The sequence below is a fragment of the Aneurinibacillus sp. XH2 genome (assembly GCF_001439585.2).
GTDB classification, from domain to species: Bacteria; Bacillota; Bacilli; order Aneurinibacillales; family Aneurinibacillaceae; genus Aneurinibacillus; species Aneurinibacillus thermoaerophilus.
Genome location: NZ_CP014140.1, coordinates 1,637,715 through 1,653,239 on the forward strand (window position 1 = coordinate 1,637,715; position 15,525 = coordinate 1,653,239).

Genomic DNA, 15,525 nt, shown 5'->3' on the forward strand with positions numbered 1-15,525 from the left:
GGTGAAAAGGAGAAAGCCACGGCGCTTCCAGTTGCGCTGCGGCTTATTTTTTGCCCTTCCAGGTCTACATTTTTGTTGCTGTCCAACAGCTGAAATGCAGAAATAATTTGACGACTTTTGTCATGTCTACTATAATGTCGGTACTGTTGGGAAATAGGAAAATAGGAGTTGGAAGAATGATGAAGCCACAATCTATGCTTTTTACGATATATGGGGAATATGTGCGACATTACGGTAGTGAGATCTGGGTGGGGAGCCTGACACGGCTGATGGGAGAATTCGGCTTGTCCGAACAGGCCGTCCGCGCTGCAATCTCCCGAATGTTGCGTCAGGGATGGCTTGAATCGAGACGGGTCGGCAACCGCAGCTACTATTCGATGTCGCCGCGCGGCCAGAAGCGTCTGGATGAGGCAGCTGCCCGGATTTATAAAGTGGAAGCGAGCGGCTGGAACGGAAAATGGTGCATTACAAGCTACACGATTCCGGAAACGCAGCGAAATTTGCGCGACCACTTACGCAAAGAATTGAACTTTCTGGGTTTTGGCATGCTCACCAACAGCACGTGGATTAGCCCGAATGATTTGGAAGAGCGCGTAAAAGACATTACCGAAGCGTATAATCTGACCGAGTATGTTGAAATTTTTACGGCCGAACATCTTGGATGGAGCGATCCGAAAAGGCTGGTAGAAAAGTGCTGGAATCTTGACGAAATCAACAAAGCATACCGCGAATTTATCAACATGTATCATCCGCGGTACGAAGAGATGAAAAAGAAATTGAAAGCCGGAAGGGAGATTCCGGATAACGAATGCTTCGTTGCCAAGACGGAACTAGTGCATTATTACCGCAAATTCTTGTTTATTGACCCGGATCTTCCAGAAGAATTGTTGCCGGATGTATGGCTTGGTAAAGAAGCGGATGAATTGTTTAATGAGTACCATAACTTGCTTCATCCTGGCGCGGTCCGTTTTTTTGAAGAGGTATACGAAGCTGTACCTGTCGGAAAATAAGGCAGGCGGTACGGCCATTGCTTTTGATATTCCCCCTTTCTTTGCGCCTTACGAGAGGACGCAGGAAAGGGGTTTTTTGTGCCCTGGCTTAAATAAAATTCCTTCTTTTTAAAATTTTTATCGTAATCCCTCAATTTTAAATAATCTATTGAAAGAGAGTATAACGTTATGTTATTATAACGTTATAAAAACGTATTATATATATTTAGTGCAAGATAAATGGAAATCCATCATAAACATTGTGCGGAAAAACGCGGACAAGATTGAGGGGAGGCAACGTAATGGCACAGCAATTACATGCGGTGACAGGGACAGCGTACGAAGAGAAAGTAGCGCAGTTCATGGCGCGAATCGAGCGCGGGGAAAAAATTGAGGCAGACGACTGGATGCCAGATGATTATCGCCAGCAATTAATTAAGCTTATTTCAATGCACGCAGTTAGCGAAATTATGGGGGCGCTTCCGGAAAAAGAATGGGTACCGAAAGCGCCGAGCCTGCGCCGGAAACTGGCGATTATGGCGAAGGTGCAGGACGAGATGGGACACGGGCAGTTGCTCATGCGCGTAGCGGAAGACTTGCTTGTCCCGCTTGGCAAGACGCGCGAAGATTTGCTGGATGACTTGTTTACCGGACGATTGAAATTTCATAACGTGTTTCATATGGAAGCGCCCACGTGGGCGGATGCGGGCGTTATTGGCTGGTTAGTGGATGGTGCCGCCATTATTACGCAGACGATGTCGCTGGACACATCGTACGCGCCGTACGCGCGCGCGCTGCACAGAATTTGTGCGGAGGAGAAGTTTCATGCCCAGCACGGTGAAAGTATCGTGCTCGCACTCGCGGAAGGAACGAAAGAACAGAGGCAAATGCTGCAGGATGCGGTTAGCCGCTGGTGGCCGGCGCTGCTGATGTTTTTCGGACCGCCGGAAGATGGTGGTATCACGAGCAACCAGCAACTCAATATGCGTTACAAAATCCGTTCACAAACGAATGAAGAGTTGCGCCAAGCATTCTTCTCCAAATATGTGCCGCGGATTTTCCACCTTGGTCTAACCCTTCCGGACGAGACGATTCATTACGATGAGAGGGAAGGCAAATGGCACTACAAACAGCCTGATTGGGAAGAATTTAAGCGAATTATCAAAGGCGGTGGCCCTTGTTCTAAAGAAAGACTGCAATTGAGGAGAATGTCGTACGAAGAAACGCAATGGGTGCGTGACGCGTTATTGGGTAAAGGGCGCCGAGCGGTATAAGGAGGAAGAAACGATGAGCGAGAACAAGCAAACGTTTTCCGTATACGAAGTATTCAGCCAGAAAAGTCCGACGGCTAGCTTTACACATCAGTTTAGTTTGCTCGCGCCGAATCATGAAGTAGCGATGACGATGGCACGCGAGAATTTCATGCGCCGCGAACCGGCCGTCAACATCTGGGTTGTTAAGCGTGACGATATTTATGTCCTGCCGCCGGAAGAGCGGCCGCATCTGGAACGCATGGATAACAAAGCGTATCGCGAGACGAAAGGATACGGCGATCTTCAGGCGAAGTGGCGCTACCACAAAGAACAGTATGAAAGAAAAAATGCGGCGAAGTAGGAAAGAACGGAGGGACAGCATGGCAAACCAACACTCAATTACAAGTGCTGACGAGGCGAAGCAACATCCGGAATATTTGGCGGCGTTGAAAGAATTGTTGTATCAAATGGCAGACGATGATTTTATTCTGGCATACCGCGGGTCCGAATGGCTTGGGCTTGGCCCTCACATCGAAGAAGATGTAGCATTTTCGTCCATATCCCAGGACACGATGGGACACGCGGTCATGTTCTATGAGATGTTGGAAGAACTCGGAGAAGGGAAAGCGGACGACTTGGCGCAACTAAGAGAAGCGTCGGCGTTTCGTAACGCTATCCTCGTTGAGCGCCCGAACGGCACGGGTCATTACAAGGAAAATCCGCATTTCGACTGGGGATACGCTGTTACTCGTTTTTACTTATACGGCCTCTTTAAGCAGACGCGCCTTGAGTCGCTTGTTCATTCTTCCTATCAGCCGCTTACGCTTGCAGCAAGAAAAATGCTGCCGGAACTAGGGTATCATCTTTATCACTGGCAGGTATGGATGAACCAGCTTGCGGTTGGCAGTCAGGAAGGGTATGACCGCATCATGCAGGGGGTAGAGAAAGTGTGGCAGGATGCCGGAGATTTGTTCGTATTCGGTTCGAAAGAAGTGGATATGGTAAAATTCGGGCTTATTGAAAGCGGTCAGACGCTGGCCCAGCGCTGGCTGGAAAAAGCGAAGCAGGCGCTTGATGCGTGCGTCCTGCCCTGGCCGGGTATGCCGCAGACGACCGAATTATCAGGCCGTGCAGGACAGCATACGCCGGATCTGACCGAAGTGCTGAATACGCTTTCGGAAGTATACCGTATTGACCCGGCAGCAAACTGGTAAAGCAAGGAGGGAAAGCCGTTGGCGCAGCAAATGGAAACGCAAATCGAGAGCGCGGTATGGGAAAAACTCCAAGATGTGAAGGACCCGGAGATTCCAGCCGTCAGCATGGTGGAAATGGGAATGATTCACGCAGTCGACGAACAAGATGGCGTTGTCACGGTTCAGGTGCTACCGACATTTGTCGGCTGTCCGGCGCTCGACATTATGCGGAACGAAATCATTCGTCAGTTACAAACCGTGGAAGGCGTGCAGGAGGTGCGCGTTACGTTCGTGTATGATCCGGCGTGGACGTCGGAACGTATCAGTGAAGCGGGACGGGAGAAGTTGCGCCAATTCGGCATCGCTCCGCCTCCTGTAAACCACAAACCAGGCGATCCTTGGCAAGTGGATTGTCCGTTCTGCGGCTCGCCGTACACAACGCTGGATAATTTATTTGGCCCGGCGGCTTGTCGCAGTATTTTGTATTGTAAGCAGTGCAAAAATCCTTTTGAGGCGTTAAAGCCCATTTAACCACAAAGAGTAAGACATCGAAAAGAGGAGGAATCGCGTATGACGGAAGCAAACGTAATCACGGAAACGAAACGGATGTTCATTAATGGTGAATGGGTGGAATCAGAAAGCGGAAAGACGCTGAAAGTGGTAAGCCCGGCTACAGGAGAGCAGGTCGGTATCGTGAGTGCCGGGGACGAGCGCGATGCGAGAAAGGCGATTGATGCGGCGGCGGAAGCGTTTAAAGCTTGGTCACAGCTAACCGCCCGCGAGCGCTCTAAATATTTATATAAGCTGTATGATTTAGTACGCGAGAATCGCGATGAATTGGCAGGTATCATCTCAGCCGAGATGGGCAAGCCGATCCGCGAAGCCAAAGGAGAAGTGCTTGGTGCAGCTGATAACTTCATGTGGTATGCGGAGGAAGCAAAGCGAGTCTACGGCGAGACGGTTCCTTCTTCTGTACCGAATAAGCGTATTATGGTGACCAAGCATCCGGTTGGTGTTGTTGCCGCAATTACGCCGTGGAATTTTCCGGTGAATATGGTGGCGCGCAAAATCGCGCCCGCGTTGGCCGCCGGCTGCACTGTTGTGCTGAAGCCTGCAGAAAGCACGCCTTTGAGCGCGATCCGCTTATTTGAACTCATCGAGCAGGCGGGTTTTCCGAAAGGTGTTGTCAATCTTGTTATCGGGGAACCTGAGCCGATCGGCAAAGAGTTTTTGGAGAACAAAAAAGTTCGTAAAATCGCGTTTACCGGCTCGACTCGCGTTGGCAAGCTGCTTATGGAAGGAGCGGCGAAGACGGTGAAACGGGTCAGTCTGGAGCTAGGCGGGCATGCGCCGTTTATCGTTTTCGAAGACGCGGACTTAGACGCTGCGGTTAACGGCCTGTTCGAAAGCAAGTTCCGCAACTCTGGTCAGATGTGTATTTGCACGAACCGCCTGTATGTGCATGAATCGGTTGTCGAAGCGTTTACAAATAAGCTGGTTGCACGCATTAAGCAGGTAAAAGTGGGCGACGGCCGCAACAAAGATACGGAAATCGGGCCGCTCATCAATGAGCAAGGACTGAATAAGGTGCTCGAACATATTGAAGACGCGCGCGCGAAAGGTGCCATTGTTGCCTGCGGTGGCAACCGCTTGATGGACGGCGAATACGCCAAAGGCTTCTATTGCGAGCCGACGGTTATTACCGGCGTGACGCAAGACATGCGTATCTATAGGGAAGAAACATTCGGACCGGTCGTGCCGATTATTACATTCACAGATGAAGCGGCTGTAGTAGAAGCGGCAAATGATACGGACTATGGCCTGGCTGCGTACGTATATACACAGAATAACGCGCGCTGCTTCCGGATGGCTGAAATGCTGGAATATGGCATCGTCGGCATTAACGATGGAGCGCCGACTCAAACACAGGCACCGTTCGGTGGTTTCAAGGAAAGCGGCATTGGCCGTGAAGGCGGACATTACGCGATGGACGAGTTTTTGGAAACGAAGTTTGTTTCATTTGGTCTATAATTATTTAAGAAAAAGAAGGTGCAAAGTAATAGGAAAAAGAGTCACGGGAACCCGCCCGCGGCTCTTTTTATTTTATATGGAAGAGGCCCATGAAAAAATAGGCGCGCTTTTTAACCGTTCAGCGCGCGTGCATAGGAGTATTCAGGAACCAGAAGTATGTATCAATGGCTGATACGAGGGCGCGGACGATTTGCGCTTGATACTCCGGATCGGTCAGGCGGGCCCGGTCGATTGGATGGCTTAAAAAGCCCATTTCCACCAATGCTGTCGGACAGATGGAATGATTAAGCAAATAAAGCGTTTTCGCTTTGCGTGGAAGTTCAGATGTCTTATACAAATTGTTAAGCGCATGTTGTATCGTGTCGGCTAGAAAAAAGCTTTGGTTATTTTCCTGATAAAATACGATAGGACCGTGTATTGACGGGTTTTTCGAGGCGTTGGTATGCAGACTGATCATAATTTTTGGTGTCAGCGCCTTTGCCAGGTGTTTGCGTTGCGCTAAATCTTTTTGGTGACGTGAACGGGTTTGTAACCATTCGTTTTCGTCGCTCAGAGCGTAATCGCCGTCACGGTTGAGCGCAACCTTGTAGCCGAGCATATTTAGATGTTTGAACAATAGGCGGGCGACAGCAAGGGTTATGTCTTTCTCCAATTGTTTGCCGTAAGCAGCTCCTCCGTCCACACCCCCATGCCCGGCGTCGATGAGAACATCTACTTCCACCGGAGAAAATGAATGTTCCTCCGCCTTAGCAGTGTGTGGAAAAAGAGAAAAAGCGAGAAATAAACAAAGAACGAGCAGTGTGTTTTTCCTCATTTTTATCCTCTCATTCACGTTTTGGATAAAAATAAGATGCCCTATTTTTAGTTTTTTATGATGAAGTTGACCCTTTCAACGACAACGGGAACTCCCACCAGAAGTCCAGCGTTGACATCATTTTTTTATTTATTTATAGTAGTTACAAATAGGTAAAAATTACAATATAAAAAGGGATGATAGTGATGAAAGTAATGGTTTTATCCGGAAGTTCGAGACCGAATTCCAACACGAGAGGATTGGCGAAGGAGGTATGCGCGCATTTGGAACAGCAAAAGGTGGATGTATTGTTTTTTGATGTTGGGATAAATGAGTTGCCGATTTATAAGGGCGGAGAAGACATGGAGCATCCGGAGGTCAAGCGCTTGCAGCGATACGCAGAAGAAGCGGATGCCTTTTTTGTGTGCACGCCGGAATATCACAGTGGAATGAGCGGAGCGTTAAAGAATGCATTGGATTTTCTGCACGGTGACCATTTCCGCGGGAAGCCTGTAATGATCGCCGCGGTGGGCGGCGGTGGAAAAGGCGGAATCAACGCGCTGAACAACCTGCGCACTGTTTTACGCGGCGTGTATGCGCTTGTGCTTTCTGATCAATATGTGACGGATATGAGTTGCTATAACGATCGATGCGAATTGGTACATGACGACAGCCGGACGAGGCTGAAAGAGATGGTCTGCGAATTGTTGCGCGTGACAAAAGCGCTTAAGCAATCATGATTGCAGGGGAAGAAAAAAGCCGAGAAAGGGTGAAGTGGACATGATGGGCAGAAGCCATCTGACGCTGGGTGCGCTGAGCGGTATTGCGGTGGCAAAAGTAACGGAAACAGATATGTTTGACGGTGCCGTCGTGACGCTGTTTGCGGCCTTCTCGGCGCTTGTTCCCGATCTGGATGCTGATGGCCTTTTAACCCGTAAGCTAACAGATCGGCCTTTGCGCATAATCCGGCTATTCTCCGGATATATTGGCGTAGCGCTTATTTTGTTGAGCTATTTCCCGGAAACGCGTAACGGTCAGTTTTTGACCGCGTTTATCGGACTTTTGTTCCTTGGTGTCGGGTTTGTGCTAAGGGATCATGCATCCCGTAAGTGGATGGTGACGCTTTTGGGCATATTGTTGATGGGAACGGCAATTTATCTCTATTCTGGCGCTTCTGCGCTTGTTTTGCACCGGGTTCCGTACGAGGTGCTGCGCTCTGATTACGTATGGTTGCTTGGGTTTGGACTTTTTATTGCCCTTGTGCCGCACTTTGCCCATCGGACATACACGCATACCGTTTGGGCGCTTATCGCTTGGGGATATATTTGGTTTTACGCGGAAGCGTCGTTACATATATCCGGCTTATTTTTGGCCGCGATCATCGGATACGCCTCCCATTTGTTTGCAGATACGCTGACTGTAGCCGGGGTGCGTTATTTTCATCCTTTTCCGCCGACGGTCAAGCTTCCGCTGATCAAGACGAAAAAAGACAGCCGCCGTGAAGCGGCTGTGGTGCTTGCCTGCGTTGTTCTGGTCTTTTTCCTGTATTTTGATGCCTTCCCTTTACATTAATCTAGATTACGCATAAAACACCAGAAAAGGAAAACAATACAGAAAGTGAAAAGAAAACGGGAGGTGACAAGAAGTGAACGAGATAACCTTACGGGAGTTAATGATGATTGAAGACGAACTGCGGGCGGAGTCTATTACGGCCAAAACGATGAACTGGTGTGCTTCGCAGTGTCAAGACGCGGGAATGCGTTCCATGCTCGAGCGAATGGCGGAACAACACCAACTGCGCGTAGCTGAGCTGTCCCAATACTTTAACCGTACTGATCATGTACAATAAGGATAGACGCAAAGGAGGAGCATTATGCCAAACAATATGGAAGGGCGCGGTTTGACAGATCGGGAGATTATGCAGCTTTGCCTTGAATTGGAAAAAGGTCGGGCGCGCAGTATTGCCAGCGTGCTCTTGGAGACAAGCCACAGCGAATTGCGAAAGATTTATCAGCGCTGCATGGACACCGTCCTTGACAACCAAAAGCAAATTTTCGACAATATGCGGCAGAGCGGCTATTATGTAGTGCCGCAGGCAACGCCTGAACAGATTGCCGAAATGCAAGGACTTCTGCAAAATAATTTGAATCCTGGCAGTCAAGTATAAATCCAGAACCAACATGCGCAGAAGATAAAAATAGGGTATAATAGAACAGAAAAAGAACCGTGTAGCATATCTATGCGGTTCTCTTTTTCTTCATACCCCCGCTCTCTAGCTCCTTTTTTTGTTTTCATGATTGTCACAGATTTAACACTTTCTCTTCAAAGAAATCCCACGGAAAATGTAAAAAATGGAGCGGATAAGGTTACAATGAAAGGAATAGAATGATTTTGGTAAAGGTGGTGTTGAACGGGTTGTATCCTAGAGGACCTTTGCGTTTAATGTATCGTTTGTACCGGCATATCTTTCCCGCCGTACGGGCGGAAGTGGAGCGCTGGCGCGAGCGGGCGGGGCAGATTCCGGACCCGGAGCTGCGCAAGCAGGCACTCGATAGCATCGAAAATAAACGGTTTCACTGCGAGGGTGGTTCCGTGTATGCTGCCGCGCATCTGGCATGGAAAGAACCGCTTATCCGTTTAATCGTCGCATATCAGACGATTAGCGATTATTTGGATAACTTATGCGACCGTTCCACATCGCTCGGTGCGAATAACTTTGCCCGTCTGCATCAAGCGATGTTGGACGCGGTATCGGGTCGCTTTTCGTCGGTTGATTATTATGAATTTAATAGGGAAAAAGATGACGGGGGATATTTGCGTGCGCTTGTCGCGGCCTGCCATGCGGAAATTGAACATCTGCCTAATTATGCTCTCGTACGGGATGATGTATATGAATTGGCTTCGTTGTATTGCAACTTGCAAGTTCACAAGCATGTGGTACAGGAAGAGCGGGAAGGGCGCTTGCTGAACTGGTGGCAGGAGCATCGAGGGAAAGCGCCGGACCTTAAATGGAACGAATTCGCGGCCGCAGCCGGTTCAACTCTTGGGGTATTTCATCTTTTTCAAATTGCGTCCTATCCTGAAGTATCAGCCAGCCGTATCGCATTCATTAAAAAAGCGTATTTCCCTTGGGTATGTTCGTTGCACATTTTGCTAGATTATTTAATTGATTTAGAAGAAGATGAAATCGGTGGCGACTTGAATTTTATTGCATACTATCAAAACGAGCGAGAAATTTATGAACGGATTCACTATATCGTCGGAGAAGCGAAGAAGAACATTCAGGCGCTTCCAGACCGGAAGTTTCACAATATGATTGTCGATGGGCTTTTGGGGCTGTATTTATCGGACGGTAAAGTTCAGCGTCAGCCGATGGTGCGCCGTGTGGCCCGTTGGATTCTTCGCTCGTCTTCGCTTCCGACCCGTTTTTTCTTTTTGAACAGCCGGGGGTATCGTGGCGGTAAAGCTGTATTACAAGCCCCGCCGAGTGGTAAATGATAGGGTTTTCCTTCTGTGTAAAATGCGGTATGATGATTGTTGCGTGACGAATACATAGAAAAGGGAACGAGTGAGAGTATGATAGTGACCACACGGCATAAAGCAGGATCTGATGTGCGAACACAGGCGCGATCGCTTGCTGAAGCGTTCGGCGTCCGCTTTATTGAACGAAGAAACTTGTCCGTGAATCGGCTGCATGAACTGGATGATGAAGTGCTTGTCGTAACTGACAGCGGGCTTCGCGCCTATAGCGCAAAAGCGGATGCTCCCTTTTTTTTTCATCCTAGCATGGCTTTGCTTCGTATAAAAAGGATACTTGGCGGCGATACTGATGTAATGGTTCGGGCATGCGGGCTGCGAACTGGCGACACGTTTTTGGATTGTACGCTTGGCCTTGGCTCTGATTCGATCGTTGCGTCTTTTGTCACTGGTGATACGGGACGCGTGGTAGGTCTGGAATCGGAGCAAATTCTGGCCGCTGTGGTCGCCGACGGACTAAAACGCTATGAAAGTCCGCTGGTCGAAGCGGTGCAGGCGATGCGGCGCATTGAAGTTGTGTCGATTCATCATTTGACTTTTTTACGGCAATGTGAGAATAATAGTTTTGATATTGTTTATTTCGACCCGATGTTTTTTCAAGCGATCGCGGCCTCTGATAGCATAGCTCCGTTGCGCCCGTTCGCTAACTATGAACCGCTGACGGCAGAGGCGGTAGAAGAAGCAAAGCGTGTGGCCCGTCGACGCGTCGTGATGAAAAACCACCGGGACAGTGTTGATTTTAATCGGCTTGGTTTTGTGCGCCTGCCGAAAGCAGAACGCGCCTTTACATACGGAATTATCGAAGTCGGAGGCGAAGCGCAATGAGTGGAAGTACACAGCGTCTGCTTACGATAGTTGGACCGACTTCGGTAGGGAAAACAGCGCTTAGTCTGGAACTGGCCAAGCGGTTTGATGGCGAGATTATTTCCGGTGATTCGATGCAGTTTTATCGCGGGATGGACATTGGAACGGCCAAGGCGACAGAAGCGGAGCGAGAAGCTATACCGCATTATCTGATCGACATTTGCGACCCGGATGAGGAGTTTACCGTCGCTGATTTTCAACGCGCATGCGTGGCCCTTATCAAAGATATCAATGCGCGCAGGAAGCTTCCCATGCTGGTCGGTGGAACGGGTTTGTACGTTCAATCCGTTATTTATGATTATAAGTTTTCTGCGGCTGGAGAAGACGAAGCATATCGGGAAGAAATGAAGGAATTCGTCGCGAAATATGGCAAAGAGGCGCTACATGCCAAGCTTGCAGCGGTGGATCAAGAAACAGCGAACCGGTTGCACCCAAATGATGTTAAACGTGTGATTCGTGCGCTCGAAGTGCACCATGTGACTGGAATGCCTATGTCCGAATATCAGACGCGAAGCGAAGAGTCGCCGTACAATTTGCTGCTTATTGGGCTGACGATGGACAGGACACAGCTGTATGAACGCATCAACCGCCGCGTGGATGCAATGGTTGCGGAAGGGCTAGTGGAAGAAGTGGAAGGATTGCTGGCAAAAGGGTATAATGCTTCACTGCGTTCTATGCAGGCTCTCGGCTATAAGGAAATCATCGCCTATTTGGAAGGGCAGATGGCGAGAGAGGAAGCGATTGAACTGATAAAGAAGCGGACACGAAATTTTGCGAAGCGTCAGCTTACATGGTTTCGTGCTATGAAGGATATCATTTGGTTCGATGTCACCCCTATAAATGGACAGCCCCTCGCGTCTATATATGAGTCAATTTATGAGACTGTGGCAGGAAAGTTCGGTTAAGCGACGAAATATAATAAAAAAATTATAAAAATCATTGTTCAGAAACATCATGAAAAATCCAATCTTACGATTTGGGTGAGAATGGTGGCCTCCCTTTTTCAGAGTTACAAGGGGGGAATTGGCTTTTTGTTTTTTGGTTAACAGTCTCTCAAATCGAACTGGAAATTCGCAATTTCGAGGGGCTTAAACATACTATACGAGGAGGTATTATCATGGCAAATACCATCAACATTCAGGATACGTTTTTGAATCATCTGCGGAAGGAGAACGTGCCTGTCACCATTTATTTGGTGAATGGTTTCCAGCTTCGCGGACTTGTTAGAGCGTTTGATAATTTTACTGTCGTTATTGATACGGAAGGAAAACAGCAATTGGTATACAAGCATGCCATTTCTACCTTCTTACCACAACGGCCGGTTTCTTTGATGTCTGATAACGAGTAATATTCGTTTACGGCGCACTACCGGGCAGCGACATGCTGCCCGGCATTTTTTATTTGACTAAACTTATGAAAATGATTAAATTATTTATTGTGCTTAAACGAGCAGATGGCGTGCGCATAGAAAGTGTGCGTTTTGCCAGCATATGGTTTTACGGCAGAGAAGAGAGAAGATGCTCCCTCTTTTGTCTCGGAAAAAGAGGTTTTTTTGTAAAAGAGATTTTTTGTATGAGATCTAAAGGAACAAGCTTGCCGATTCGCCCGTAATGCGGCTGTTTGATTTCAATGTGGAAAAAGGGCGTGTGGGTGCAAGCGTGCGAGTTTTTCTTAATTAAAGGAGGGAATACGTTGATTTCAGTCCGCAATCTTGAAAAGATATATGGAAGTGGCGACAAAGCCGTCCATGCGATTAAAAACGCGAACTTTGAAATCAAAAAAGGCGAGATTTTCGGCGTTATCGGATTCAGCGGCGCCGGAAAAAGTTCATTAATCCGCTGCATCAATTTGCTGGAACGTCCTACATCGGGAGAAATTATCGTCAATGGCACGGATTTGACCAAGCTTTCTTCAAATGAGCTGCGCAAAGCGCGCCGCAAGATCGGGATGATTTTTCAGCACTTTAATTTGTTATCGTCCAGTACGGTATTTGACAACGTGGCCGCACCGCTTAAACTTAGCAAGGCGCCAAAGGACGTGATTCAAAAGAAAGTAACGGAATTGCTGGAAGTCGTCGGACTATCCAAACGGGCACACGCATATCCGTCACAATTGTCTGGCGGTCAGAAGCAGCGTGTAGCGATTGCCCGGGCGCTGGCGAATGATCCGGAGATTTTGCTGTGCGATGAGGCGACATCCGCGCTTGATCCGCAGACGACAGAATCGATTCTTGACTTGTTGCTGGATATTAACAAGAAGTATAATCTGACAATTATGCTTATTACCCATGAAATGCATGTCGTCAAGAAAATTTGCGATCGTGTGGCCGTGATGGAGGAAGGGAAGATCGTGGAGATGGGTTCGGTGCTTGACATTTTCTCACGCCCGCAAACTGCGACCACGAAAAATTTTATTCGCAATATTTTTGACGACGAACTGCCACCAGGCTTTCTTGAGCGCGTGCAGCATGCACCAGGAAGTCGCATCGTGCGCCTAACATTTATCGGGGAAAGCACGGAACAGCCGGTGCTTGCGGAATTGACAGAGAAGTTTCACCTGAAGCCGAATATCATGTTCGGACATATTACACAAATTAAAGATACGACGTTCGGCTACCTGGTCATTTCGCTGACCGGGGAAGCGAGCGTTTTGGATGAAGCGTTGCAATACGTGAAAGAACAAGGAATACATGCGGAGGTGATTCATCATGTTTAGTGGAGCGGATCCGCATTGGGATTTATATTTACCCGCGCTACAGGAAACGCTGTACATGGTCGGGCTATCAATTTTCATCGGTACGCTTATCGGGATTCCGCTGGGCGTGCTGCTTGTCATTACTCGCCCAGGTCATATTTTTGAACAACCGATCATTTTTCAAATAATTAATACGATAATCAATATTATTCGTTCGGTGCCGTTCATCATTCTGCTGTTCGCGCTCATTCCGCTGACCAAGCTGATCGTTGGCACATTTATCGGTGTAGAAGGCGCGATTGTACCGCTTGTCGTGTACGTGTCGCCGTATATTGCGCGTTTGATGGAATCGGCACTGTTGGAAGTGGATGCAGGATTGATTGAGGCGTTTCAGGCGATGGGCGCGACTCGACGTCAGATTATTTTCAATGTGATGTTGAAGGAAGCACGTCCGGCGATTGTGCTTTCGCTAACCATTGCGATCATCGGGTTGATCGATGCAACAGCGATGGCGGGAATCATCGGTGCTGGCGGCTTGGGGAATCTGGCGTATCGTTACGGCTTTCAGCGCTGGGAAACGCTTGTCATGATCATTACGGTTATTATTCTAATTGTGCTTGTACAATTGCTGCAAACGCTGGGGAACCGGATCGCGCGGACAATGCGCAAGGAGTAAGAGATGATTTGTATGGTAGTAAGAAATACAGCCGAGTAAAGCGGCCGAACGGATTCGCGACTTTCATCTTTCTGAATTGAACAGAGCCAAAAAATAAACGCCCAAGAGCGCATTTCCTGGGCGTTTATTTTTTAGCTTGCTTTCGCGTCGCTCCACTAATGATATTTGAAATGTAGTACTTTACTTTACCCAGCCATGCACGATCGGATAATGGAAAGGGCGCTCTTGCAGTGCGTACACGATGCCTTTGATCGGATAATAAATCCCAATAAGTGAAAAAATCAGCAGCAATACAAATCCGATCAGCACAATGACGAGCAGAGAAGAAATGAACAGTGCAATGATCATCAAAACGTGGAACAAAAGCGCTTCCATCGCTTTTTCTTTTATATACGGATGATCGGACAAAAAGTAAAACAATAACGGAATAAGTACCGGAGCGAAAAATGTGCTTCCGTGGATAATCACACAAGCTGGTTTAACATTCATGCATTTTAGCCTCCTTGCGTATTTATTTTATTAATACGGATAACAAAAGTGAATGTTTCAGATAAAGGGGAAAAAGTTTGGCTTCGAGAACAGAAGTTGGGCGTTTTCCCTTCTATATTTCTGGTGGTATGTATATATATATAAAGATGTGAATGTTAAATGTGGAGGGGTAGCCATGTATCTTGGTGTATTTGATATGGGGGAAAGGTTGGAACAAATGCGAAAGTTGTTGAAAGAAAAACGGCGGTTGAAGGAGTTGCTTGAGCAGGATATCCAGCAGATCGAACGGGATATCGACAAGCTTGAAAAGCAACTTGAGAGAGCTGAACGTAGCCTTTCCTTGAGATGAATGGGCGTTTGTCCCTCTTCCTTGCTTTTTGGCCGCTGCGTACAATATAGCAGAAGTATAGAAATGAAGGTGAAGGGATGACGAAAAAAGAGTTGGAACGCTTCGCAAGACAGAACCCGGATTTCGTCGCCTGGGCCAAATCGCAGCGGCAGAAAGTAAGAGCGCTGGCTCGGCAGCGCAATTATGAGCTTATTGTTCAAGAATGGGAAAAAAGCAAGCAGTCAGAATCGGCCCAGCGTAAGCTCATGGCACACCAAATTGCCCAATCCATGCGGGACGTGAAAAATTTTATACAGAATGTAGAGAGTGTCTTTACGAAAATCAAAACGCTGCATGGATATGCAAAAAACCTCAAAAGGTAACGCTTTTGAGGTTTTTTGTTAGCTTCTTACCAGGAGAAACGTGTGGGACGAAGGATAGGAAAGACCGGTAATCATCTTCGTTATTGAAATATATGGAGTCTTCCCTTATCATTGTATAAGGCACAGTTTTGTGACATTGTCTTTTCAAAAATGACAAGATTTTCTGTGAAAGGAAGCGATTCACTTAGACAGGGACTTTATCTTTTAAAACCGTTGTTCTGTTTCCCATTGATCTTCATCATGAAAGCCATAGGTAGTGCTGTTACTGCCTTTCGGTCAAGGTTATACATAAATT

General features: G+C 47.8%; 20 protein-coding genes. 18 read left to right on the top strand and 2 right to left on the bottom strand.

Annotated elements, in window-relative coordinates:
• Positions 1-179: 179 nt before the first annotated feature.
• From paaX to ACH33_RS08155, 6 genes are all read left to right on the top strand, one after another.
• Positions 180-1,010, top strand: coding sequence for a phenylacetic acid degradation operon negative regulatory protein PaaX (gene paaX / locus ACH33_RS08130; protein ID WP_057900300.1), 831 nt, complete (start codon positions 180-182; stop codon positions 1,008-1,010).
• A gap of 281 nt (positions 1,011-1,291) precedes the next feature.
• Entirely contained in the window at positions 1,292-2,263 is a 972-nt protein-coding gene (paaA, locus tag ACH33_RS08135; protein WP_057898561.1) for a 1,2-phenylacetyl-CoA epoxidase subunit PaaA, read from the top strand.
• A 13-nt stretch (positions 2,264-2,276) separates the two neighbouring features.
• Positions 2,277-2,603: a 1,2-phenylacetyl-CoA epoxidase subunit PaaB gene (paaB, locus tag ACH33_RS08140; RefSeq protein ID WP_057898562.1), complete on the top strand. Its 327-nt coding sequence runs from the start codon at positions 2,277-2,279 to the stop codon at positions 2,601-2,603.
• A 19-nt stretch (positions 2,604-2,622) separates the two neighbouring features.
• The gene (gene paaC / locus ACH33_RS08145; RefSeq protein WP_057898563.1) at positions 2,623-3,456 is read left to right on the top strand and encodes a 1,2-phenylacetyl-CoA epoxidase subunit PaaC; all 834 of its coding nucleotides are present in this window, start codon (positions 2,623-2,625) and stop codon (positions 3,454-3,456) included.
• An 18-nt stretch (positions 3,457-3,474) separates the two neighbouring features.
• Complete coding sequence (gene paaD, locus ACH33_RS08150; RefSeq protein ID WP_057898564.1) at positions 3,475-3,966, top strand: 1,2-phenylacetyl-CoA epoxidase subunit PaaD; 492 nt, start codon at positions 3,475-3,477, stop codon at positions 3,964-3,966.
• Between the two features lie 57 nt (positions 3,967-4,023).
• A complete protein-coding gene (locus tag ACH33_RS08155) occupies positions 4,024-5,466 on the top strand; it encodes an NAD-dependent succinate-semialdehyde dehydrogenase (protein ID WP_057900301.1) in 1,443 nt (480 codons plus the stop codon).
• 118 nt (positions 5,467-5,584) lie between these two features.
• Here ACH33_RS08155 and ACH33_RS08160 read toward each other — a convergent pair whose 3' ends face one another.
• Positions 5,585-6,280: an N-acetylmuramoyl-L-alanine amidase family protein gene (locus tag ACH33_RS08160; RefSeq protein ID WP_057898565.1), complete on the bottom strand. Its 696-nt coding sequence runs from the start codon at positions 6,278-6,280 to the stop codon at positions 5,585-5,587.
• A gap of 185 nt (positions 6,281-6,465) precedes the next feature.
• Between ACH33_RS08160 and ACH33_RS08165 the strand changes: the two genes are divergently transcribed.
• The 10 genes from ACH33_RS08165 to ACH33_RS08215 all read left to right on the top strand — a co-directional run bounded on the left by ACH33_RS08165 (position 6,466) and on the right by ACH33_RS08215 (position 14,030).
• The gene (locus ACH33_RS08165) at positions 6,466-6,999 is read left to right on the top strand and encodes an NADPH-dependent FMN reductase (RefSeq protein WP_057898566.1); all 534 of its coding nucleotides are present in this window, start codon (positions 6,466-6,468) and stop codon (positions 6,997-6,999) included.
• Between the two features lie 40 nt (positions 7,000-7,039).
• Positions 7,040-7,831: a metal-dependent hydrolase gene (locus ACH33_RS08170; protein WP_057898567.1), complete on the top strand. Its 792-nt coding sequence runs from the start codon at positions 7,040-7,042 to the stop codon at positions 7,829-7,831.
• 73 nt (positions 7,832-7,904) lie between these two features.
• Positions 7,905-8,108 carry a hypothetical protein gene (locus ACH33_RS08175; protein ID WP_057898568.1) on the top strand — a complete coding sequence of 68 codons (204 nt, stop codon included), beginning with the start codon at positions 7,905-7,907 and terminating at the stop codon, positions 8,106-8,108.
• Between the two features lie 24 nt (positions 8,109-8,132).
• Positions 8,133-8,426, top strand: coding sequence for a spore coat protein (locus ACH33_RS08180; protein ID WP_057898569.1), 294 nt, complete (start codon positions 8,133-8,135; stop codon positions 8,424-8,426).
• 218 nt (positions 8,427-8,644) lie between these two features.
• Complete coding sequence (locus ACH33_RS08185) at positions 8,645-9,757, top strand: tetraprenyl-beta-curcumene synthase family protein (RefSeq protein ID WP_057898570.1); 1,113 nt, start codon at positions 8,645-8,647, stop codon at positions 9,755-9,757.
• Between the two features lie 114 nt (positions 9,758-9,871).
• On the top strand, positions 9,872-10,621 hold the full coding sequence (locus ACH33_RS08190; protein ID WP_162265013.1) for a class I SAM-dependent methyltransferase: 750 nt from the start codon (positions 9,872-9,874) through the stop codon (positions 10,619-10,621).
• Positions 10,618-11,565, top strand: coding sequence for a tRNA (adenosine(37)-N6)-dimethylallyltransferase MiaA (gene miaA / locus ACH33_RS08195; protein ID WP_057898572.1), 948 nt, complete (start codon positions 10,618-10,620; stop codon positions 11,563-11,565). Before ACH33_RS08190 ends, miaA begins: the two co-directional genes overlap by 4 nt.
• Positions 11,566-11,777: 212 nt before the next feature.
• On the top strand, positions 11,778-12,008 hold the full coding sequence (gene hfq, locus ACH33_RS08200; RefSeq protein ID WP_057898573.1) for an RNA chaperone Hfq: 231 nt from the start codon (positions 11,778-11,780) through the stop codon (positions 12,006-12,008).
• Positions 12,009-12,352: 344 nt separating this feature from the next.
• Positions 12,353-13,375 carry a methionine ABC transporter ATP-binding protein gene (locus ACH33_RS08210; protein ID WP_057898575.1) on the top strand — a complete coding sequence of 341 codons (1,023 nt, stop codon included), beginning with the start codon at positions 12,353-12,355 and terminating at the stop codon, positions 13,373-13,375.
• Positions 13,368-14,030, top strand: coding sequence for a methionine ABC transporter permease (locus ACH33_RS08215; protein ID WP_057898576.1), 663 nt, complete (start codon positions 13,368-13,370; stop codon positions 14,028-14,030). The genes ACH33_RS08210 and ACH33_RS08215 overlap by 8 nt, the downstream gene beginning before the upstream one ends.
• A 180-nt stretch (positions 14,031-14,210) precedes the next feature.
• On the opposite strand, the gene ACH33_RS08220 is transcribed toward ACH33_RS08215, so the two are convergent.
• Entirely contained in the window at positions 14,211-14,519 is a 309-nt protein-coding gene (locus ACH33_RS08220) for a DUF4870 domain-containing protein (protein WP_057898577.1), read from the bottom strand.
• 175 nt (positions 14,520-14,694) lie between these two features.
• On the opposite strand from ACH33_RS08220, the gene ACH33_RS19840 reads away from it, so the two are divergent.
• Together ACH33_RS19840 and ACH33_RS08225 are read left to right on the top strand one after the other, a co-directional pair.
• A complete protein-coding gene (locus ACH33_RS19840) occupies positions 14,695-14,868 on the top strand; it encodes a hypothetical protein (protein ID WP_175493599.1) in 174 nt (57 codons plus the stop codon).
• 77 nt (positions 14,869-14,945) lie between these two features.
• Entirely contained in the window at positions 14,946-15,230 is a 285-nt protein-coding gene (locus ACH33_RS08225) for a hypothetical protein (protein ID WP_057898578.1), read from the top strand.
• The last annotated feature ends 295 nt before the right edge of the window (positions 15,231-15,525 follow it).